Origin of the sequence: Streptococcus sp. SC1, from assembly GCF_030272855.1 — a bacterium.
Classification (GTDB): Bacteria; Bacillota; Bacilli; order Lactobacillales; family Streptococcaceae; genus Streptococcus.
Map to the genome: position 1 here is coordinate 45,953 of NZ_JAQCMU010000006.1, position 21,328 is coordinate 67,280.

Consider the following 21,328-nt stretch of genomic DNA (forward strand, 5'->3'; position numbering starts at 1 on the left):
GAGGAGAAAGAACATGACTTTTGAATATGAAAGCAAGATTTATCTAGGAGAGGTGGCACTTTATGTGGCCGATTTAGCAAGACAAAAGAATTTTTATCAGCGCGTTTTAGGGCTGGAGCTTTTGGAAGAGCAGGACGGACAGGTGGCTTTGGGCAGGGGCGGACAAGTGCTAGTGAGGCTTTTAGCAACCAGTGACCGGCAGTCTGTTAAGTCGGCTTACGGTCTTTATCATCTGGCACTTTTGCTTCCAAGCCGTCAAGCCTTAGCGGATATCCTGAAGCATTTATCCGAAAATAAAGTTCCTATGGTTGGAGGGGCGGACCACGGTTATAGTGAAGCCATTTATCTGGAGGACTCAGAAGGCAATGGCATTGAGCTTTATCGGGACAAGCCTCAGGAGGATTGGGATATTCGAGAAGACGGCCACATTATCGGAGTGACGGAAGCACTTGCGGCTCAAGAAATCTATGAATTAGGTCAGGAAGTCCAACCGTTTAGTATTGCTGCAGGCACTCGTATGGGCCATGTCCACCTGTCTGTGAAAAATAGCAGAGCAGCCAGTCATTTTTACCAAAAGCTTCTAGACTTGGAGGATAAATTTTCTGTACCTTCTGCTAGCTGGCTGGCATCCGGAAACTATCATCATCATTTAGCGGTTAATGAATGGGGGGGTTCTCACTTGAATCATCGCCAACCTAAGCAACTAGGACTAGCCTATTTTGAGGCGCAAGTAGAAGGAAAAGAAGACCTAGTAGCTATTTATGAAAATGCTCTGGACTTGCAGGCGCCAGTCCGATGGATTAGCTCTCAGGAGCTAGAAGTTACAGACCCAGATGGGATTGTAGCAAAAGTTAAGACAAGAGTGGTATAATAAGGCATATCAAGAAGTTAAAAGAAAGAAAAAATATGTACAAGACTTATTATGCATCACCGATTGGCCGGATTCTTATCTTGACAGACGCAAATGCCTTGTTGGGGCTTTGGCTGGAGAATCAGAAATATTTTGGGGCAGGCTATGATCTGGAGCAAGCGCAACAGGGAGAGACAGAAGTCAGCCGACGCGTCTCTGTTTGGCTGGATGCTTATTTCAAGGGAGAAAATCCTGCGACAGATGAGATTCTATTGACACCCCAAGTGACTGAGTTTAGAAGCAAGGTTCTGACAGTGCTGCAGAAGATTCCTTATGGACAAACGGCTACCTATTCTGATATTTTGCGGGAGTTGCAGGCTGAGTATGGAAAAATTGGCTCTGCTAGAGCAGTCGGTGGTGCCATCGGCCATAATCCCATTTCCCTTTTGATTCCCTGTCATCGGATTGTCGGAAGCGACGGCAAACTGACCGGCTATGCCGGTGGCCTTGATAAAAAAGCCTTCCTGTTGAAACTAGAGGCGGGGGAGAAGACATCAGGATAAATAAAACTATTGATAAGCTAAAAAAGCACCCTTCGGTGCTTTTTAACTTACTTTAAATATGGTAAAATGGATGTGATTAAATAGGAAAAGAGTATAAAATGGCGAAAAAATCAAACGCAAATATTGGATTTGAAAAGGAACTATGGGATGCTGCAGATTCACTTCGGGGGCACATTTCAGCGTCAGAGTACAGAAAAGTTATTGTTGGTCTAATCTTTTTAAAATATGTATCAGATGCTTTTGAAGAAAAAACAATTACTTGCAGACGGTGACGGATTTGAGAATGATCCTGATGCATATTCAGAGGAGAATATTTTCTTTGTCCCTGAAATAGCTAGATGGCAATTTATTGCGAGTCATGCCCATTCTTCGGAAATTGGCACAGTCTTGGATGAAGCCATGCGTGAAATTGAAGAGGATAATCCTAGTCTAGAGAATGTCCTTCCTCAGATTTATGCCAGTCCAGACTTAGATAAGCGAGTTTTAGGGGAAGTTGTAGACATTTTTACTAATATTCAAATGCATGAAGGTGAGAATGAAAAAGATTTACTTGGGCGTGCTTATGAATATTGTATTGAACAGTTTGCGGCATATGAAGGAAAACGAGGTGGTGAACTTTATACTCCGACCAGCATCGTAAAAACGATTGTAGAAATATTAAAGCCTTATAGAGGCCGTGTTTATGAAATCGCCACTATCGGATTGATACAATTTAACCCTTGGTTCAGTCAAAAAGTGGCTTGAAATAAAGGCTTTTCTGCGTTATTCTATCTTTTACGAGCGATTCTCCTGCGAGGCAGCAGAGCAATGCTTCGAATCCTATAATCAAATTTGCACCTCTTTTTAATGATAGGAAATTATCGTTAAAAGGTTCTGACTAATTGTCATAATATTCAAGTTTCAATTTCCGAATCAAAACACAAATCCAAAGACACAATATAGATTTCTATGCGAAGTGAAGGTCGCTTGAAATATGGCGTTTCCGTATGCTCAAGGGTGGAATTGTCCGAGTCCATTTCCTGAAATCGCCACACAAGGCAGATTCTATTAATTTATATGCATCAATTGGTGCTAGTTGTAAAAGGGGGTATTTACAATGGCTTTTAAGAAGAACAGAGAAATGAAGGTTTATGGATCAACGGGAGCAGGAAATATCATGGTTCCTCAAATCAGACTGCAAGGAAAATGGCTACAAGAGTTGGGCTTTGACATTGGAGAGCCGTTGAACGTAGAGTGCGAGGGTGGTCGTTTGGTTATTACACTCCGGGATGAAGTTATTGATGAGGGCGTGGCGTATCATCAGTAATAATGTGATTATGGTATTGTTTTGCACAGAGCATCGATAGATATAACTATTGGTGCTTTTTTCATTATCTAATGAAAAACTAGGCTTCGTTAAAAATACGCAAAAGTGCGTAATAAATAATTATGGATAATTGAAAATAGGGTTCTCAAAAAAATTAACAAAAAAGTGTAAATCCAGGATTGCCAATCGTTAAAAGGTGTGCTAGAATATACATAATAGAAATACTGGGACAGGAGGTGCCGAGATGGCAGATGTTGTTAGGAAAATTGAATTTGAAGAACTTTTTAACTCCACCACCATGTTTTATGTGAATGATAAATATGAAGAGGAAATGGAGAAAGAGGTACAAGCCAAGGTTGATGAATTGGCTGGAGAATTACAATTTATCCATTCGAAAGAAGATTTGAAGCAGTACATTATTGACCATAAAGATGCACTTGATAACCTTACAAGTTTGATGGAAATTTCAACTGAGCGATTTAAGAGAATGGTTTCCATGATTAGAAAGGACCGAGGTTTTGTATTCTCCACAGAATGGGGACTAGGCAAAATAAGAACGGCAATGATGGACAGCCCTGCAATGATGGAAAGTGTATTAGATCTGTTGTATGACGGCAGAAATGATGAAAGAATGAAAGCAAAAATCCCATTCTTCTATTTGGATAATATGGGAATTACAGAAGCTACATTAGCAAAATTGCAGAATAAGGACTCTATCCGTTTGTTTGTGAAAAGAGGACTTGAAGGAAAATACAGCAATAATATCGGAGATTTGATTCTTGAAGATATAGAAAGAAAAATTAATCAAGTTTGCGTTAAGCATGGTCTTGATTATGAAAAGAATGTTAGGGTGCCTATTCTAGATAGAGCTGTCAGCTTTGTTTTAGAATCACCAACAGATCCTAAAATAATAATTGATGTCTCGTACAGCGTCACAACATCAAGCGCACAAGGAGATAAAAAGAACGCTGCTAGAAAAACGGAAGATACTCTTAAGAAAGAACGTGAAAAAGGTAATCAGATCATTTATGTTAATTTCTTGGATGGCGCGGGCTGGATAGGACGTCAAGCGGACATGAGAGAAATTCATAGATGCTCAGATTATGTCATCAATTTTAACAACTTGAACCTAATCGAAGATATCATAACTTCGTATGTAGAAAATCATATGTAAATCGGAGGTAATAGACATGAATGCAGAAGAGAGAAAAGCAAAACTTAAAGAATTCACTGATCACCCTGAAAAAGCTGTTCGTACTGGAATTCCAATCATGTATCATGGACAGAGAAGAACATTTCCTGCGTATGAAATTCCTCTTGAATATCTGGTCTACAATCCATATAACGGAAGAATCGGTAGCGTTGTAAAATCGTATGAGAGACAGAATCACCAGATTGATCCTGAAGATCCTCAGGATAAATTATTGATTGAAAAATTCCTGTGGGAATCAAAGGTTGATGCAAATAAGAAGACAAAAGAACGCTTGTTGAAGGAGCATCAAGAAAAACACGGTATCGTAACAGCAGATGGTATTATTATTGATGGAAACAGAAGAGCAAGTCTTTTGAATAATATTATGGCTGATGATAGCATTCCATTTAACGAGAAGAGTCATTGCCAATATTTCGTTGCTATTATTTTGCCAGAAGACGCTGACAGAAAAGAAATCCTAGCATTAGAGACAACTTATCAAATGGGTGAAGATGCAAAAGTCGACTACAATCCAATTGAAAAGTATTTAAAATGCGCTGATTTAAAGGGCGAAGGATTTCATGAAGAAGATATTGCACGAATGATGGATGATACGAAGAGTAATGTTACAATGTATCTTTCAGTTTTGAAGTTGATGGAAGAATATCTTGATGAGTTTGGTTATACTGGTATGTATACGCAGTTGGAAAAGAACGAGGATTCATTCCAAAAACTTGACAGTGCGCTTAAAAGATACAAAGCGGGTGTTCCATCAATGTGGGATTATGACCCAGATGCAGATGTTTCAGATTTGAAACTGATTGCCTTTGACTATATTCGTGAGGGTTTTGAACAGACGCTGTTCAGAAACATTATTAATGTTCCATCTCCAAAGAAACCTGCTGCAAGTTTCTTTGCAAAGAAGGAAGTATGGGAGCCATTTAGAGATAGGCATTTTGAAATTGTAGACGATATTCAAGAAGAATCTGTCGATGATGTTATGGCAACTAATCCGCCTGATTTGGGATGTGCATTAAAAGCAAGAGATAAGCAGTGGAAGCAAAAGGTTGAGGATGATTTCGAGGAAAACTTTACTAGAAGTTTAGATAGTCTGAACAATCATGCTAATTCAGCAAAACCTCTGCAGCAGTTAATAAAGGCCTGCCAGGCATTAGAGGTTGTTGACACTGAACAGGCTGGATTTACTGACGATGCGAACGTTAAGGGTTGCGTAAAAACATTAGAGGAATATGTAAATGAGTTTAAGAAAATTCTTGGAATGTAGGGGTGATGGTGCATGAAGAGAATTTGTCTCGAATCGAATGAGGACTCGTCTAAACTATATATTACGGGCGATATAGATGATATCTTTGCTAACAGAAGGGCGGCAAGATATATAAAGGACACAATAGAATTTACTAAAGCTGATGGAAAACTGATTGTAAATGCAGAGAAGGATATCAATAAAACCATTGATAAACTGAAAAAGGTGTGCGAATACATCTCTGCAGAATTAGTTTTTTCAGGAAAAGTATCTGAGGCAGTAAATAACTATGCTTTGGAGGAAGAAAAATTCCATATTTTTTCGGAAAAGGCACGATTGATTAGAGATAACTGCTGTGACAAAGAAGACTTCCAAAAATTTGTAGATTCATTAAGTATTAATTTGAAAAATAGAAGTTTGTATGAGTTGCAGCTTTTGTCTGCCTATCATTTGGCTTTTTCACAGAATGCGTGTAATTTTTCTGTGCCTGGTGCAGGAAAGACAAGCGTGGTGTATGGAGCATTTGCGTACTTATCAAATCTGCCCGCTGATGATAGTAAGTATGTCGATAAACTTCTCATAATCTCTCCGTTAAGTGCCTTTGGTCCTTGGGAATTAGAATATGAGGAGTGCTTTGGTGAAAAACCTTCAACTAAACGACTGAACGGTAAAGTATCTGTGGATGAGAAAAAACAATATTTGTATTCTCGTATACCTGCAAAAATAACCCTGTTATCATATAACTCAGTGCCGTCATTAAAAGATGAACTTATTTATTTTCTGAAAAATAACCAAGTTATGGTTGTTTTAGATGAGGCACACAAAATAAAAAATACAAGTGGTGGAATAACGGCAAATGGTGTGTTGGATATTGCACAGTATTGCTCGTCTAGAGTTGTATTGACAGGAACCCCTGCACCAAATGGATATGAGGATTTGTACAATCTTTATAAGTTTATTTGGCCAACAAAAAAAGTTATTCCTTTTGAAATATATCAGCTGAAGGATATGAGTAAGCAAGAGTCGGATAGCAGAGTTGAAACATTATTGAATGCGGTGGCACCGTTTTTCATTAGAGTGAAAAAAAGTGATTTAGATATTCCGATGGCAACTGAGCATGAACCAATAATTGTTCCAATGGGATCTGCACAAAGAAGAATCTATGATGTAATAGAAAAGAAATATATGAATGAAATTGTTTCTTCAAAGGATAATAGTTTCAAGCAAGATCTCATAAAGGCTCGATTAATTCGAATGATGCAAGCCGCTACAAATCCAAACTTGCTCAGTGTGCCATTGCAGCAATTTGCAAACAACGAGGGGTTTGATGCTAAAGAAGTGGTTGAAGACTCTTCGCTTATAAAAGAGGTATTAGAGTATTCTAAGAATGAAACACCGGCAAAATTTATCAAGGCAAAAGAATTAATTGAGAAGATCATTGCATCTGGAGGCAAAGTTGTAGTTTGGGCCATTTATGTAAAAAATATATTAGACTTCCAGGAGTATTTGCTAGAGAATGGTATTGACTGCCGTACACTTTATGGTGCAACACCTGTCGCTACTGGAGATGAAGAGGATGATGATACAATAGAAACCAGAGAAAAGATAATTGCTGAGTTCCATAAAGAAGATTCATCTTTTAAAGTTATAATTGCAAACCCATTTGCTGTATCAGAATCTATATCCTTACATAAAGTATGTCATAATGCAATATACATGGAGCGAAGTTTTAATGCCGCACACTTTATACAGTCAAAGGATAGAATACACCGTTATGGTCTTAAACCAGGAATTGAGACCAATTACTATTACTTGCTATCAGAAGACTCAATTGATTCCGTAATCAATGATAGATTACGAGCAAAGGAAGAGCGCCTTAGAGAAATTATCGAAAGTATGCCAATTCCTCTATTTTCAAATGTGGAATTGGAAACAGGAGATGATGATATTAAAGCGTTAATAGCGGAATATGTTAGCCGAACTAAAACGTTGTAATTCCGTTGGAAACATTGATGGTATTATTTTCCTGGTGTCAATGTTGAACGTAAGAAAGAAAGTAGGATTTTCCGAATTAGTAAATAGGTGCGCATTAGAAAAAGGTGTAACCATACATTGCAGTGGTGCAGTAGCATTCTTACAGTATCTTGGATATATAGAGAACGATGGAGAAATAGTTACAACTACGGATAAATATGCTTCTATTGATTCGAAAGAAAAGAGTGTTGTAATAAGCAGCCTTGTAGAAGAGTGCATAACAAAATTAACCGAAGAAGGACTCTTTGATAAAGAAGGATTAGTATTTGATGCTGAGCAAGGACACTTAAGTATTAGGCGTTCAGCGTTCCCATTAGCGTATGCTTCTATTAGAAATTTTCTGACGATAGCAGGAGTTTTGGAACGAGAGTTCAATGGGGAAATTGGTATATCTGATAGCTATGAACAAGAGTTTTCAGCTAGACTAAGAAGTAGAAAAGACAAATTCACCTTAGAACAGTTGATGGAACGTCAAAAGGAACAGAGTAGAAGAGGTCTAGAAGCAGAAGAGTTTGTAGTTAGATTTGAACGTAATAGAATACCGTCAAAAGCATATAAAATTAAGAGAATCTCTGACTTTGATGTATCTGCAGGATATGATATTGTTTCATTTGCTGATGAAAGTAGCAGAATATATGACCGATTTATTGAGGTGAAATCCTTTATTGGAACTCCACACTTCTATTGGTCTGAGAATGAAGTTGATGTTGCTAAATTGAAGGGTGATAGATATGTATTGTGTTTAGTTGAATATGAGCGCATAAACGATCCTGAATATGAGCCAATATTTATTGTCAATCCTTATGAAAAGATTTTCAGCGATAATACTTGGTTAGTGAATACCTCCTCGTACAAAATACAAAAGATATAGGGCATGGTAAAATCCATGCCCTATATACTCAGCTTTTATACATTTCAGCTAATCTTTCTGCGATAGCCTCTATTACAGGAACACATACTGTGTTGCCAAGTAAATCAAAGGCCTCTCGATCTTTTAGAAATGATAAATCATAATCTTCAGGGAATCCACACAAACGTTGTCCTTCTCGTATGGAAAGGCGTCTAAGACCACCGTTGTCAACAATTCCTAAATGAGACACATCCATCGCAACCAAAGTGGGTGCAAGTGCATTAGGATCTAATATTTTAGTGAATTCGAAAGATAATTTTCCAGCAACAATATTATAACCTTTTGGCTTGGTTTCGTCTGGAATTCTTCTATTCTTTTCACGCTTTCGTGGATGCTCCAATGTTAAGTATCCCATATCTACTAGTTCATCTAAGAACTCTTGCAGATTTTCCCTAGAATAGAATGTGGATATTTGTTTGGCAGTAAGCGGCATTCCATCCATCCAGTCTATACCGATTTCTTCTGCCCATTTTTTCTTTCTTCTTTCTTTAAGTAGAAGATTAAGAAAATCACATTGCTCCTGTGTTGTTTCTCCTTTAAGTCCTAATTCCCAACTATGTATGTTGTCTTCTCCGCCTCGCTTATCCTTGATGGCTTTTCCCACTACCTGTTCCGGGGTGAAATGACTAAATAGTTTTTGAGTAAATGGTGAGTCTACAACAGGTAAACCTGATTCTAGTATATCTCCAAGTAGAACTGTGTGTTCGTCAAAATTATCTAGCGATATGTGGGCATCTCGGGTTCCTACAATATACACTCGTTTTCTGGATTGCGCTAATCCAAAGAACTGACTATCAATGAGTCTGTATGAAACAAAATAACCGAGTTGTTTTAAATGAGTCACAATGACGCTGAGTGTGCGACCACCATCATGGTTGATGAGTCCTTCTACATTTTCAAGCAAAAAACCATAAGGCTTTTTTGCTTGGAGAATACGTTCGATTTCGAAGAAGAGAGTTCCTCGAGTGTCTTCAAAGCCGAGCTGAAGACCTGCCGAGCTGAAAGGTTGGCATGGGAAGCCCGCTAGGAGAAAGTCGAAATCAGCAATATCCGATGCTGGTATTTCGGTTATATCTCCAGCAACGTCAGAATCCTTATAGTAGTTCGTGTATGCTTTGATAGCGTAGTCTTTAATTTCACTACTAAATACGCATTTTGGAATGAGTCCTTTTTTTCTGAATGCTGTTTCGAATCCTAAGCGTATGCCGCCTAATCCCGCAAATAGATCAATAAACTTAACTTCGTTATTATTAAATCGCTTCCTACGTTCAATCTGAGTTGTTATTAAATCAAGACATTTCTCAGAGAAACTATCTCCCTTAGCGTAAAGTTCGATATCATCATTTTGAGTAGGAGTGATATAAATAGTTTTGGCTATTTTTTTCTGGTCATCTGGTAGTGGATTTCTACCCGAACCTTCACGCTTACCTCCGTGCATTACGAATGTCTCCTTTACATAATAATACATGATTAGTATAACATAAAAAACTTGATTTTGCAATGTCTTAAATCAAGTTTAACAAAAAATATAAAATTCATATTTTGTACATTGACAAAGTATAAAAGTTCGGATATAATAAAAATACACAATTAAGCGTAATTGTTGAAGTGCAAAAATATTTCGCTAAGTTACGAGAAGGAGGAAAAGATGGCAGGTGAATTTGGTGCGTTTATTGCACGTAAAAGAATTGAAAAAGATGTGAAACTTAAACCTATCGCCGAGAAACTGGGTGTTTCGGTTGCTTATCTGTCTGATATTATAAAAGGGAGACGTAACCCACCAGATAAAGAAGGATTAGATATCTTAGCATCAATGTTAAACTTGAATGATGCAGAGATAGCAGAAATGTTTGATCTTGCAGGAAGAGAGCGTAACCAGGTAGCACCAGATCTGACGGAATATATTATGGATGAATCAATTCCTAATGCACGAGTTGCATTTAGAAAAGCTCGTAACGCAAATTTAGGCGATGACTTTTGGAAAGAAGTTAATGACATAATTGATAGAAAGGGAGATTCATAATGAGTTATAACTTGAATAATCTAATGCCGTATATTCCTGCACCAGATTATGAAAAGGTTGCTACTTAATTTCTTGAAACATATTATCCTCAAACATTGAGTAGTCCACAGCCTGTTCCTATATTGGATATTGCAAAAAATGAACTGAAACTAGATGTGCAGTTTATTTGTTTATCAGAAGAACTGGATATATACGGTATGACCATTTTTGATGATGGGCTAGTCGAGGTATATGATCCAGATGAAGGGCTGTATGATGAAAAAAAGTATTCTCTGAAAACAGTACTTATTGATCCAGAGGCTGTAAAAAAGACAAATGTAGGATGCCTGAACAATACGATTGCACATGAATACGTACATTGGTATAAACACAGAATGTATTATCTTATGCAACGATTTGTTCTTCCTCGTCACGCAAAGTTTTGTAAGTGTCGGGTAGACCAGGTAGGATATTTATCTGACGAAGAGGAGATTCTTGAAAATCAAGCTGTTGGAATTGCACCCAAAATATTAATGCCGAAGCAGATGTTCATTAAGGCAGCAGAAGAATTAGGGATTGCCGATGAACAGGCTGATTGGAGAGAAATCAATAGGTTAGCTGATTTTTTTCAAGTTTCGAAGCAATCCACAATAATACGATTGGAAGAGTGCAACATTATTTAATCTTGCTGTGTAAAAGCAGCAAGAAAAATTTTTGCTAATGAGTTGACAAAAAAGTGTAATATTTCAAACCCCTAGATAGAAAGGAAGGCGAATAGTTATAGGAACAGAAGCGTTAAAAATTACAGGAACAATAGAGTTTCCTTGTTGTAAAAAACAAAAAAAGGTTTTATACGGTCACCCGTCGGGAATAGTCTCGGATAACAGAGGTTTTTGGTAATTACATTGATGTTTACGATATGACACAGGCGGTTGAAGATGGCGCCACTCGGCCCGTCTATTATGAAAGCCGTGTCATGCATTTAAAACTAGATGAAAATATCTTGCGTTTGATTGACACAGAGTATGACTTGATGGCACAAAGCGCTGAATCACATGCGATTGATAGAAGCAAGAAGGAATTGGGGCGTCTTGATAGTATTTTAGGGGCCGACCAAACTATTAGTGCCTTGTGTGAAGATATTATTACTCATTATGAAGAAAATCGTGCGCAGGAATTAACTGGAAAAGCAATGATTGTTGCTTATTCTCGTCCGATTGCGATGAAAATTTATCGTACCTTACTTGAAAAGCGTCCGAATTGGACAGAAAAAATTGGAGTTGTCATGACTTCTAGTAATAATGATCCGGAAGAATGGCATGATATAGTAGGGAATAAGCGCCATAAAGAAGAGATGGCTAAAAGGTTTAAAGACAATGAAAGCCCATTTAAGATTGCTATCGTCGTTGATATGTGGCTGACTGGATTTGATGTTCCTAGCCTTGCAACCATGTATGTATATAAGCCAATGCAAGGTCATAATCTTATGCAGGCAATCGCTCGTGTTAACCGTGTATACAAAAATAAAGAGGGTGGACTTGTAGTTGATTATATCGGTATTGCAAGTGCTTTAAAGCAAGCCATGAACGATTATACAAATCGAGACAAAGGTAACTTTGGGGACACTGATATAGCTAAGACAGCTTTACCAAAGTTTGTTGAAAAACTAGAGGTCTGTCGTGATTTGTTTTATGGGTTTGACTATTCAGAATTCATGCTCTCTAAATCAAGTGATTTAATCAGAGCTAAAACAATTAGTGGTGGGGTAAACTTCTTGTCAAGTGTAGACAAGGAGAAGAAGAAAGAGCTCTTCATAAAAGAATCGTTACTCTTACGCCAAGCGTTATCACTTTGTCGTTCTTTGCTTACTCCTGAGCAACGTTTTGAAGCAGCTTATTTTGAAGCAGTCAGAACATTGCTGACACGAATAACTGGGGAGGGTAAAAAGCTTTCTCTGAAAGATATTAATGATCGTATCAATGAGTTACTAAAAGCTTCTATCAAGAGTGAAGGTGTCATTAATTTATTCTCAGATATTGATACAGGATTTTCGTTATTTGATCCTAAATTTTTAGATGAAATCTCTAAAATGAAGGAAAAAAACATAGCGGTAGAACTCTTAAAAAAATTATTACAAGAGCAGATTACCTTATATCAAAGAACAAATTTAGTCAAATCCGAAAAGTTTTCTGAAATTCTTTCGCGAGCGATGAGAGCATATCTGAATGGCATGCTTTCGAATGAAGAAGTTATTGCTGAATTAATGAAAATGGCCAAAGAAATGGCGAAGGCTTACGAAGAGGGGGATTCTTTAGGTCTTACCGATGAAGAATTAGCTTTCTATGATGCTTTGACGCAACCACAAGCAGTCAAAGATTTTTATGAAAATGATGAGCTTGTTGCAATGACTCATGAATTAACGGATACATTGCGCAAAAGCAGAACTATTGATTGGCAGAAAAAACATTATGCGCGTGCTCGTATGCGCATGCTTGTTAAACGGCTCCTTAGGAAATACAAATATCCACCGGAGGGTGTCGAAGATGCCATTGTGACTGTTATCAAGCAATGTGAAATGTGGACGGATAATCCTGATAATAATTATGAGTCCTATTCATTTTCTGACCAACTGATGGCTGCTGAAAGTAGGGTAGAATTTGAATCGAAATAAAATTTGACCGGCTATGCCGGCGGTCTTGATAAAAAAGCCTTTTTGTTGAAACTAGAGGCAGGGGAGAAAACAGAATAAATCTTTCCACTCAAGACTTTTACCATTTTACTGGTAAGAGTCTTTTGCTTGCATTAATAAACTAAAAATCCCCTTTGTCAGCTGTTGTAAGTGACAAAGGGGATTTTCATTAGTCAATATGCCATTGTGTGGCCAGCCAATCGGCAAAGGCGGAATAGCGCTCTTTGAGGGCTTCATGATGACCGTAAGGGTCAAAGACGGAGTAGGTGGTAAGGATTTTTTTCTGAATCAAGCGATGAATTTCTTCAGCATAAAAAGGAGCTTTGGAAAGTCGGTTCGAGTGATTCGCGCCTTCCGTCTTTCCATTCTGCAAATAAACCAGACAGTCCTTGTTTTTCAACTCCTGTGTCCGACAATAGTCGGTGAAACCTGGGTACCAAAAGGAACCGCAGATAGAAAAAACACAAGGAATCTCGGAGATGCTATAGAGACTGTAAACAGCCGCTAGTCCACCGAGAGAGTAGCCACCATAGGCAATTCTCTTGTCATCCAGTAGGTAGTGCTGTCTGATTTCTGCTAATATACCACTGAAGAGCTTTTGGTGGTAGCTATCCGCTCTGCCACCAAAATCGGGATTGCCAGGCTTTAGAGCATTGGCTTTCCAGGGTGTAAAATCGTCCAGCCTGTTGTTCGATATCAGTTCAATCAAGATTACCGATGGAGAAAGCTTGCTTAGGTAGTTTATCTGTCCATCATTTAGCAAGATTGCTGGATAAGGTTGTGATTTGTCATAATCTTGGGGCAGGGCAATATTGACAGTGATACCTTCCCAGACAAAGGTCTTATTTATTGACAAAGTCATTGATTTTCTCGAGTGAGTCGATTACAGCAGGACCATAATCCATGAACTCATCATAGGAGATGGTCATGATTTTCTGATTTTTGACCGCTGGTACATCTTCCAGAACTGGATTGGCTTTCATTAGATCAATTGCTTGCTCATCCATGGACTTGTTGCGGTCGCTGGTTACGTAGATGATGACTTCTGGATCCATAGAGACCAGATTTTCCAAGGTTAAGTCAGAGGTTCCGGTCGCTACATTGGTATAGCCGAGCTGGTTGAGCAGACTCTCCTGCAGGGCAGATTTATAAGCACCGAAAGTCTCATCGTTGTAGGCACACATGATGAGCGCTTTTTTCTTTTCGCCTTGGCTAGCCTTATTGGCCTTCTTGACAGTGTCAATTCTTGCCTGCAGCTGGTCAGCATACTGATTGGCCTTGTCTTGGACATTAAAGATGGTTCCTATATTCTTGACATCTTCAACGATATTGCCTAGGTCTTGCTTGGTATTGGACAAGGAAGCCTTCTGTGTGTAGACAGGGATTTTGTTTTCATTCCAGGCACTGACTGTCCCCAGAGACTTCTCGGAAAACATCATGTTTCGGCCAAGAAGAGCGTCTGGCTCATAAGATAGCACAGTTTCCTGTGATACGGTTTTCTTGTCGCCGACTTGCGGAATGGTGGCAATATCAGCCTTGTATTTATCTGTGACATCGTTGTCTGGATTGAGCATACCGGCGATTTTGTCTTTCAATCCTAGTTCAATCAGGATTTCGGTCGTCGAAAGGTTGTTGGTGATGACCTTTTCCGGTGCCTTTTCAAAGACCTGATCAATCTCCTTGCCTTCGGCATCGTAAGTTTTGATTGTCACTGGATATTTTGTCTCTGCTGTGCTCTTTTTCGCGCTTTCTGTTTTGGAGGAAGATTGTGAAGTTGAGCTTTCTTTCGTACTCTCCTTAGATGAAGAATTGCAGGCTGCCATTGTCAGTGCAGCAGTTGCGACGAGTAAGATACTGAGTGTTTTTTTCATATTGCCTTCCTTTCTTGGGCTTGGAGCTTGTATAGATAAAGCTGAGACCAGGCTCTTATAGATATTGAATCATAGCCTGTCGATCCTTGGTCCAGATTACTTTGCTCTGAATGCCGTAAACGGCTTGCAGTGAATCATGGGTGATGGCCTCCTTTGGAGCGCCTTGGTATGCAATCTCACCTCCCTTCATGAGGTACAAATAGTCTGAATACTGACAAGCCAGTTGGATATCGCGTAAAACAGCCAAAACATTGATCTTCAGGTCTTTCACGATACGCAGCATATCCAGCTGGTATTTGATATCCAGATGATTGGTCGGCTCGTCTAGGAGCAGTAGGCTTGGCTGCTGGGCCAAAGCGCGTGCCAGCAGGACTCTTTGCTTCTCACCACCGGACAGGGATAGATAGGTTCGCTCTCCCTTGTCCAGCATGTCCACCTGCCTCAAGGCATGACGGACAAGGGCGTAGTCTTTTTCGCTTTCTTTTTGAAAAAAAGACAGATGCGGCGTCCTGCCCAGCATGACGATTTCTTGGACGGTGCAGTCAAACTGAAGATGGTTAAACTGAGTTACAACGGCTATTTTCTGGGCTGCTTTTTTTATGCTGACCTGTTCAAGTGGCCTTCCGTTTAGATAAATGTCCCCGCTGTCAGGTTTGATTTGGCGGTAAATGGTTTTGAGCAGACTTGTTTTGCCGCTTCCGTTGGGCCCTAAAATCGTGTGAAACTGATTTCCCTCGACCTTGAGTGAAATTCCTTTCAAGATTTCTTTTTGGCCGACGGCATAGTGGATATTTTGGCAAGTTAGATCCATATCAGCTGCTTACCTCCTTTCGGCTTTTGGCTACAATGTAGATAAAGAAGGGGGCGCCGACCAAAGCGGTGAAGATCCCAATCGGCAACTCGGCATTTTTGACCAAAATTCGAGCTAAAACATCTGCCCAGACAAGAAAGAGAGCGCCGAGCAGGGTAGCGATAGGAAAGAGCCTTTTGTAGTTGGTACCGACTAATCTTCGAGCAATATGCGGAGTGATTAGTCCGACGAAGCCGATAATACCGCAGCAGGCAACCAGCACCGCTTTCATGACTGCGACAACTGTTATATAGAGGAACCAGTAAAAATGCAGAGGGACTCCCAGTGTCAAAGCTGCTTCGTCCCCCATCATCATAGTATTGAAAATTCGATACTGGGAACAGAAAAACAAAAAGGAGAGACCAACAACAAGAGCCGGCAAGGCTAGATCTGACCAAGAAGTTCCAGCCAGTGAGCCCATAGTCCAGAACTTGATGGTTATAAGGCTGTCAGCATTGGCACCAACGGAAATGATAAAGTTGGAAAAGGCGATAAAGAGGGCATTTACAACTGTTCCTGATAAAATCAAACTGCTTGTCGTCATCTTTCCCTGCATGGATGCGATAAAAAGGACCACAGCCGATGCCAGAATAGCTCCTATAAAGGCGCCAGCTCCAGTAATGGATTTGAGTCCTAAGATAATGCTCAGTGTGGCTCCGAAGGTTGCACCGGCTGAAATTCCCAGGATATAAGGCTCTGCGATGGGATTATTGACAGTAGATTGCATGACGCTGCCACAGACAGACAGACCAGCACCGGCTAGGATGCCCAAAAGCACTCTTGGAACCCGCATGTTCCAAACAATAGCGATTGTAGACGGAGATAGTTTGCCTGTGCCAAGAGGAAATCCGAGCTTGCTGAAAATAATCTGGTAAGTATCTTGTATGTCAATAGTGACCGAGCCGAGAGAGACGGCTAAAAAGAGGGAAGCAGCCAGAAATAGGATGAGAAGCAAGAATAGGCAGATATAGCGAGAAAATCCGTGATTTTCTGACCTTTTGAAGAGCATCCAGACCTCCTTGGTAAAAAATTAGAATTTTTAGATAATTTAATGAGAATTATAACATTTTTAAAGCAGAAGGGCAAGAAGGGATGAAAAACTCTCATATGATGAGGATTTGTGACGCTTTATCTTCTCAGTGATGAAGATATCTTGCTAGTGTAAAAACTGGTTAGTGAGGAGCAATTGAGTTCTTTGGAAAGCCTATGACGCCCCCTATTAGTTTGAGAAAAAGCGGGTGAGTATAAATGACCAATTACCAGAAAACAAGAAAAACGACAGAAACTTTTCTATCGTTTTTTGAAATTATAAATGCGTAAGGACTAAGAGAGCTATAACGATGTCCAACAATGATAGCTCAAATAACCAGAAGGTCTTTGCTAAGCCCAATAATTATTCAAGACATAATATAGGCTTATAAAATTCTAATCAAAATACAGCAAGTTCTTGCTGGTCTCAGTGAAAAGTTTAAAGCCATTCTTGGTAACATAGCCGCAGTCCTCGATGCGGACGCCGACCTTGCCAGGGATGTAAATACCAGGCTCGACAGAGAAGCACATGCCCTCTTCGATGACCATGTCGTTGCCCTCCATGATGGATGGAAATTCGTGGACGTCCATACCGATACCGTGGCCGAGACGGTGATTGAAATACTCACCATAGCCCGCTTTTTCGATAACCTCACGGGCGGCGCGGTCTACTTCATGAGCTGTGACGCCTGGTTTGATAAAATCAAGTGCAGCTTGTTGGGCTTCCAGAGTCAGATAGTAGATATCCTTTTTGAACTGATCTGGCTGGCCGACAGCGACAGTCCGTGTCATATCACTGGCATAGCCATTGACCATGCAGCCCAAGTCAAAGAGGAGGAGGGCGTTGTTTTCAATTTTATTGGCACCGGGAATGCCGTGCGGATTGGCTGCGTTATTGCCTGTCAGAACCATGGTTTCAAAGCTCATTTCATAGCCTTCTCGCTTGATGGCAAAGTCGATTTGAGCGATGATGTCTGTTTCAGTATTTTCTAGTGAAATATTGTCGAAACCGATATTGACAGCCTTGTCAGCATATTGACCGGCTACTAGCATTTTCTGGATTTCATCGGCTGACTTGATCAAGCGCAAGCGGTTAATGTAAGGGGTCAGATTGACAAATTCAGCCCCATTAAAAACAGTACGCAGGCCGTGATACTTAGTTAAAATCAGATTATCAAACTCGACCGCTACTTGTTTGAAGGATTGAGATGGTAGAGAAGCCTTGATCTTTTCCCAAGGATTTTCAGAATCGACATAGCCTATAACTTGAAAGTCTACGGTAGAAGAAGCACGCTCAACTTCTAGTGCTGGTACGAAAAGGAGTGGCTCATGGTCAGTGTAGACGAATAGGAACATTTGGCGTTCATGTGGATCGCTGTAAAAGCCTGTTAGGTAATGAATGGTTACAGGATCAGAGATTACAGCCACATCCTGCTTTTCATTTTCAAGATAAGTGATGATTTGATTGATTTTTGTCATAGTTCAACCTTCTTTCTATGCCTCTATTTTTGCAGAAAAAGTGAAAAAAATCAAGGATTTTAGTGAGGATTCCTTATCATTGCTTGGAATTTTCGCAAGAGGGAAAGCTAAGGTAAAATTTCTATAAGAATGTTGGAATATAGTGTGCGAAAATAGTATTTTTTAAGGAAAATTTGATATAATAGTGCTTATGGAGCGGTAGGACAGATACAAAAATAATAGATGTCTAAGCTTAAAAATTGTATAGATATGAAGGTAAAAAATGAAAAAAATATTAGTTGTAGATGACGAGAAGCCAATCTCGGACATTATAAAGTTTAACATGGCTAAGGAAGGCTATGAAGTACTGACAGCCTTTGATGGTAAGGAAGCTCTAGAAATGTTTGAAGCAGAGCAACCGGATATCTTGATTCTGGATTTGATGTTGCCAGAAGTGGATGGACTGGATGTTGCCCGGACCATTCGCAAGACCAGCAATGTGCCGATTATTGTACTTTCGGCCAAAGATAGCGAGTTCGATAAGGTAATTGGTCTGGAGATCGGTGCCGATGACTATGTGACCAAGCCCTTTTCAAATCGTGAATTATTGGCTCGGGTCAAGGCCTTGTTGCGCCGTTCTGAACTAGTCCCAGATAGTCATGTGGATGAGAGCAGTCCAAAGGAACTGTTTATTGGGGATTTGCAGATTCTTCCAGATGCTTTTGTGGTGAAAAAACATGGGAAAGAATTGGAATTAACCCATCGTGAATTTGAACTTTTGCACCATTTGGCGACTCATGTTGGTCAGGTCATGACGCGTGAGCATTTGCTAGAGACCGTCTGGGGCTATGATTACTTTGGAGATGTGCGGACAGTCGATGTGACTATTCGCCGTCTGCGCGAAAAAATCGAAGATACTCCAAGCCGTCCGGAGTATATCCTGACTCGCCGCGGTGTCGGTTATTACATAAGAAATAATGATTGAAACGCTAAAAGAATTCGTACTTTCTCCTGACTTTGTCTTTTCACTGATTGTTGTCGGCTTTATCATCGTCGTGGCTCTTTTGCTACTGGAAAATCGACGAGATACTCAAAAGCTGGTGCAGTTAAACCAAAAGATCAAAGGATTGATTGCAGGAGATTATTCAGAAGTTTTAGATATGCAGGGCAGTCCTGAAATCACGGACATGACCAATTCCATCAATGATCTCTCTGAAGTCATCCGCCTGACGCATGAAAATTTGGAGCAAGAAACCAAGCGTCTATCCAGTATCCTGTCTTACATGACGGATGGCGTGCTTGCGACCAATCGCCGAGGACAGATTATTACCATCAATGACATGGCAACCAAGCAATTGGGTGTCAAACGTGATGATGTCCTTAATACCAGTATTTTAGATTTGCTGGATATTGCTGATGAGTATGATCTGCGCGAATTGATCACCAAGGTTCCAGAATTGACTATTGATTCTCAAGATGAAAATGGTGAATATGTAAGCCTGCGGGTTCGCTTCGCCTTGATCAGACGGGAGTCAGGTTTTATATCAGGGTTGGTAGCAGTGCTACATGATACAACGGAGCAGGACAAGGAAGAGCGGGAGCGTCGGCTTTTCGTTTCCAATGTTAGCCATGAATTGCGGACGCCTCTAACCAGTGTGAAATCCTATCTGGAAGCCTTGGATGATGGCGCTCTGTCAGAGCCTGTTGCACCGGAATTTGTCAAGGTTTCACTAACCGAGACAAACCGTATGATGCGGATGGTGACGGACTTGCTTAGCTTATCGCGGATTGATAATAATACCAGCCATCTGGATGTTGAGCTGACCAATTTTACAGCCTTTATCACCTATATCCTCAACCGTTTTGATAAGATAAAAAATCAGGATGAGACCAAAAAATATGAGATTATCAGGGATTATTCAATTACACCGATTTGGGTAGAGATTGACACGGATAAGATGACCCAGGTGATTGATAATATCATGAACAATGCCATCAAGTATTCGCCTGATGGTGGGACGATTACGGTTTCTGTGAGAACAACAGATGTTCAGTTGATTCTCTCGATTTCAGATGAAGGTCTGGGCATTCCCAAGCAGGATCTGCCAAAGATTTTTGATCGTTTCTATCGGGTGGATAAGGCCCGCAGTCGAGCCCAGGGAGGAACGGGCTTGGGTCTGGCTATTGCTAAAGAAATTATCAAGCAGCATCATGGCTTTATTTGGGCCAAGAGTGAGTATGGCAAAGGATCTACCTTTACCATTGTTCTTCCATATGATAACGATGCTGTCCGTGTAGATGACTGGGAAAATGAAGAGAATGTAGAAAGTGAACATGACTAAGGGATTTCAATATAGTATTCTAGCATCAGGCTCGAGTGGCAATTGCTTTTATCTGGAAACAGACCAGAAACGACTGCTTGTTGATGCTGGTCTATCAGGGAAAAAAATTACGAGTCTTTTGAGCGAAATAGATCGCAAACCAGAGGATTTAGATGCTATTTTGGTCACCCATGAGCACAAGGATCACATCCATGGTGTGGGGGTTTTGGCGCGTAAATACAATCTAGATATTTATGCCAACGAAGCAACCTGGCGAGCGATGGAAAAGGACTTGGGCAAGCTGGATGCTAGTCAGAAGCATATCTTTGAAATGGGTAAGATGAAGACTTTTGGCGATTTAGATGTCGAAAGTTTTGGAGTGAGCCATGATGCGGCTGCTCCCCAGTTTTATCGCTTTATGAAGGATGGCAAGAGCTTTGTCATGCTGACGGATACGGGCTATGTCAGTGACCGCATGGCAGGAGTCATTGAGAATGCAGATGCTTATTTGATTGAGAGCAATCATGATATCGAGATTCTCCGGAGCGGTGCCTACCCGTGGAGCCTGAAACAGCGCATCCTGTCTGACTTGGGGCACTTATCCAATGAAGATGGTGCGGAAACTATGATTCGTACACTTGGCAATCGCACCAAGCGCATCTATCTGGGGCATCTGAGCAAGGAAAATAATATCAAGGAGTTGGCTCATATGACCATGGTCAATCAACTGGCTCAAGCAGACTTGCCAGTGGGCCATGATTTCCAGGTCTTCGATACTTCTCCTGATACAGCGACGCCTTTGGTAAATATCTAATCATCAGTCGTTCAGAAAGAGAGTGGGACAGAAATCGGTAATTCGTTAGAATTCGATTTCGTTGTCCCACCTCCGCACAGTTGAGTAGGGCTGTAAAAGCTGATGAAATCAGCGTGGTAGAGCCCACTCAACCACTGCGTCTTGCTCAACAAACCAAAGACAATTGAGAGTCTGG

The 21,328-nt window shown here is 40.3% G+C and carries 18 protein-coding genes and 2 pseudogenes; 14 read left to right on the forward strand and 6 right to left on the reverse strand.

Features of this window, described 5'->3' with window-relative positions; all coding sequences use genetic code 11:
• Positions 1-13 precede the first annotated feature (13 nt).
• The 8 genes and pseudogenes from PAN94_RS08730 (at position 14) to PAN94_RS08765 (ending at position 8,080) form a co-directional block, all read left to right on the forward strand.
• Positions 14-871 carry a VOC family protein gene (locus PAN94_RS08730; RefSeq protein ID WP_149555779.1) on the forward strand — a complete coding sequence of 286 codons (858 nt, stop codon included), beginning with the start codon at positions 14-16 and terminating at the stop codon, positions 869-871.
• A 35-nt stretch (positions 872-906) separates the two neighbouring features.
• Positions 907-1,413 carry a methylated-DNA--[protein]-cysteine S-methyltransferase gene (locus PAN94_RS08735; protein ID WP_061910078.1) on the forward strand — a complete coding sequence of 169 codons (507 nt, stop codon included), beginning with the start codon at positions 907-909 and terminating at the stop codon, positions 1,411-1,413.
• Positions 1,414-1,511: 98 nt separating this feature from the next.
• Positions 1,512-2,106 (forward strand): annotated as a pseudogene (locus PAN94_RS08740) (type I restriction-modification system subunit M N-terminal domain-containing protein); the annotation flags it as partial.
• A gap of 403 nt (positions 2,107-2,509) precedes the next feature.
• Positions 2,510-2,719 carry a SymE family type I addiction module toxin gene (locus PAN94_RS08745; RefSeq protein WP_129312471.1) on the forward strand — a complete coding sequence of 70 codons (210 nt, stop codon included), beginning with the start codon at positions 2,510-2,512 and terminating at the stop codon, positions 2,717-2,719.
• Between the two features lie 244 nt (positions 2,720-2,963).
• Entirely contained in the window at positions 2,964-3,893 is a 930-nt protein-coding gene (locus tag PAN94_RS08750; RefSeq protein ID WP_285875537.1) for a DpnII family type II restriction endonuclease, read from the forward strand.
• Positions 3,894-3,909: 16 nt separating this feature from the next.
• Positions 3,910-5,196, forward strand: coding sequence for a hypothetical protein (locus PAN94_RS08755; protein WP_285875538.1), 1,287 nt, complete (start codon positions 3,910-3,912; stop codon positions 5,194-5,196).
• A 12-nt stretch (positions 5,197-5,208) separates the two neighbouring features.
• Entirely contained in the window at positions 5,209-7,170 is a 1,962-nt protein-coding gene (locus tag PAN94_RS08760) for a DEAD/DEAH box helicase (protein WP_285875539.1), read from the forward strand.
• On the forward strand, positions 7,145-8,080 hold the full coding sequence (locus tag PAN94_RS08765) for a protein NO VEIN domain-containing protein (RefSeq protein ID WP_285875540.1): 936 nt from the start codon (positions 7,145-7,147) through the stop codon (positions 8,078-8,080). Before PAN94_RS08760 ends, PAN94_RS08765 begins: the two co-directional genes overlap by 26 nt.
• Before the next feature lie 28 nt (positions 8,081-8,108).
• Here the strand turns inward: PAN94_RS08765 and dcm are convergent, their stop codons facing one another.
• The gene (gene dcm / locus PAN94_RS08770) at positions 8,109-9,557 is read right to left on the reverse strand and encodes a DNA (cytosine-5-)-methyltransferase (protein ID WP_285875542.1); all 1,449 of its coding nucleotides are present in this window, start codon (positions 9,555-9,557) and stop codon (positions 8,109-8,111) included.
• A 210-nt stretch (positions 9,558-9,767) separates the two neighbouring features.
• Between dcm and PAN94_RS08775 the strand changes: the two genes are divergently transcribed.
• The 3 genes and pseudogenes from PAN94_RS08775 to PAN94_RS08785 form a co-directional block, all read left to right on the forward strand.
• The gene (locus PAN94_RS08775; protein WP_285875543.1) at positions 9,768-10,142 is read left to right on the forward strand and encodes a helix-turn-helix domain-containing protein; all 375 of its coding nucleotides are present in this window, start codon (positions 9,768-9,770) and stop codon (positions 10,140-10,142) included.
• 197 nt (positions 10,143-10,339) lie between these two features.
• Positions 10,340-10,804, forward strand: a complete 465-nt coding sequence (locus PAN94_RS08780) for an ImmA/IrrE family metallo-endopeptidase (protein WP_285875544.1) — start codon at positions 10,340-10,342, stop codon at positions 10,802-10,804.
• Between the two features lie 200 nt (positions 10,805-11,004).
• Positions 11,005-12,792 (forward strand): annotated as a pseudogene (locus tag PAN94_RS08785) (type I restriction endonuclease subunit R); the annotation flags it as partial.
• Between the two features lie 187 nt (positions 12,793-12,979).
• On the opposite strand, the gene PAN94_RS08790 reads toward PAN94_RS08785, so the two are convergent.
• From PAN94_RS08790 to PAN94_RS08810, 5 genes are all read right to left on the reverse strand, one after another.
• The gene (locus PAN94_RS08790; RefSeq protein WP_285875545.1) at positions 12,980-13,672 is read right to left on the reverse strand and encodes an alpha/beta hydrolase-fold protein; all 693 of its coding nucleotides are present in this window, start codon (positions 13,670-13,672) and stop codon (positions 12,980-12,982) included.
• The gene (locus PAN94_RS08795) at positions 13,653-14,681 is read right to left on the reverse strand and encodes an ABC transporter substrate-binding protein (RefSeq protein WP_285875546.1); all 1,029 of its coding nucleotides are present in this window, start codon (positions 14,679-14,681) and stop codon (positions 13,653-13,655) included. The genes PAN94_RS08790 and PAN94_RS08795 overlap by 20 nt, the downstream gene beginning before the upstream one ends.
• Before the next feature lie 55 nt (positions 14,682-14,736).
• Entirely contained in the window at positions 14,737-15,492 is a 756-nt protein-coding gene (locus PAN94_RS08800) for an ABC transporter ATP-binding protein (RefSeq protein WP_285875547.1), read from the reverse strand.
• 1 nt (position 15,493) lies between these two features.
• Positions 15,494-16,540, reverse strand: coding sequence for a FecCD family ABC transporter permease (locus tag PAN94_RS08805; protein WP_285875548.1), 1,047 nt, complete (start codon positions 16,538-16,540; stop codon positions 15,494-15,496).
• Positions 16,541-16,956: 416 nt separating this feature from the next.
• Entirely contained in the window at positions 16,957-18,039 is a 1,083-nt protein-coding gene (locus PAN94_RS08810; RefSeq protein WP_285875549.1) for a M24 family metallopeptidase, read from the reverse strand.
• 262 nt (positions 18,040-18,301) lie between these two features.
• Between PAN94_RS08810 and yycF the strand changes: the two genes are divergently transcribed.
• The 3 genes from yycF to walJ are packed head-to-tail and all read left to right on the forward strand — an operon-like array spanning position 18,302 to position 21,153.
• Complete coding sequence (gene yycF, locus PAN94_RS08815; RefSeq protein WP_045501071.1) at positions 18,302-19,003, forward strand: response regulator YycF; 702 nt, start codon at positions 18,302-18,304, stop codon at positions 19,001-19,003.
• A complete protein-coding gene (gene vicK / locus PAN94_RS08820) occupies positions 18,996-20,360 on the forward strand; it encodes a cell wall metabolism sensor histidine kinase VicK (RefSeq protein WP_005589490.1) in 1,365 nt (454 codons plus the stop codon). Before yycF ends, vicK begins: the two co-directional genes overlap by 8 nt.
• Positions 20,353-21,153: an exodeoxyribonuclease WalJ gene (gene walJ / locus PAN94_RS08825; protein ID WP_037586201.1), complete on the forward strand. Its 801-nt coding sequence runs from the start codon at positions 20,353-20,355 to the stop codon at positions 21,151-21,153. The genes vicK and walJ overlap by 8 nt, the downstream gene beginning before the upstream one ends.
• The last annotated feature ends 175 nt before the right edge of the window (positions 21,154-21,328 follow it).

Coding starts and splice junctions, on each gene's coding strand:
- PAN94_RS08730 (WP_149555779.1), top strand. CDS start 14: ATGACTTTTGAATATGAAAGCAAGATTTATCTAGGAGAGGTGGCACTT.
- PAN94_RS08735 (WP_061910078.1), top strand. CDS start 907: ATGTACAAGACTTATTATGCATCACCGATTGGCCGGATTCTTATCTTG.
- PAN94_RS08745 (WP_129312471.1), top strand. CDS start 2,510: ATGGCTTTTAAGAAGAACAGAGAAATGAAGGTTTATGGATCAACGGGA.
- PAN94_RS08750 (WP_285875537.1), top strand. CDS start 2,964: ATGGCAGATGTTGTTAGGAAAATTGAATTTGAAGAACTTTTTAACTCC.
- PAN94_RS08755 (WP_285875538.1), top strand. CDS start 3,910: ATGAATGCAGAAGAGAGAAAAGCAAAACTTAAAGAATTCACTGATCAC.
- PAN94_RS08760 (WP_285875539.1), top strand. CDS start 5,209: ATGAAGAGAATTTGTCTCGAATCGAATGAGGACTCGTCTAAACTATAT.
- PAN94_RS08765 (WP_285875540.1), top strand. CDS start 7,145: ATGTTAGCCGAACTAAAACGTTGTAATTCCGTTGGAAACATTGATGGT.
- dcm (WP_285875542.1), bottom strand. CDS start 9,557: ATGCACGGAGGTAAGCGTGAAGGTTCGGGTAGAAATCCACTACCAGAT.
- PAN94_RS08775 (WP_285875543.1), top strand. CDS start 9,768: ATGGCAGGTGAATTTGGTGCGTTTATTGCACGTAAAAGAATTGAAAAA.
- PAN94_RS08780 (WP_285875544.1), top strand. CDS start 10,340: ATGACCATTTTTGATGATGGGCTAGTCGAGGTATATGATCCAGATGAA.
- PAN94_RS08790 (WP_285875545.1), bottom strand. CDS start 13,672: ATGACTTTGTCAATAAATAAGACCTTTGTCTGGGAAGGTATCACTGTC.
- PAN94_RS08795 (WP_285875546.1), bottom strand. CDS start 14,681: ATGAAAAAAACACTCAGTATCTTACTCGTCGCAACTGCTGCACTGACA.
- PAN94_RS08800 (WP_285875547.1), bottom strand. CDS start 15,492: ATGGATCTAACTTGCCAAAATATCCACTATGCCGTCGGCCAAAAAGAA.
- PAN94_RS08805 (WP_285875548.1), bottom strand. CDS start 16,540: ATGCTCTTCAAAAGGTCAGAAAATCACGGATTTTCTCGCTATATCTGC.
- PAN94_RS08810 (WP_285875549.1), bottom strand. CDS start 18,039: ATGACAAAAATCAATCAAATCATCACTTATCTTGAAAATGAAAAGCAG.
- yycF (WP_045501071.1), top strand. CDS start 18,302: ATGAAAAAAATATTAGTTGTAGATGACGAGAAGCCAATCTCGGACATT.
- vicK (WP_005589490.1), top strand. CDS start 18,996: ATGATTGAAACGCTAAAAGAATTCGTACTTTCTCCTGACTTTGTCTTT.
- walJ (WP_037586201.1), top strand. CDS start 20,353: ATGACTAAGGGATTTCAATATAGTATTCTAGCATCAGGCTCGAGTGGC.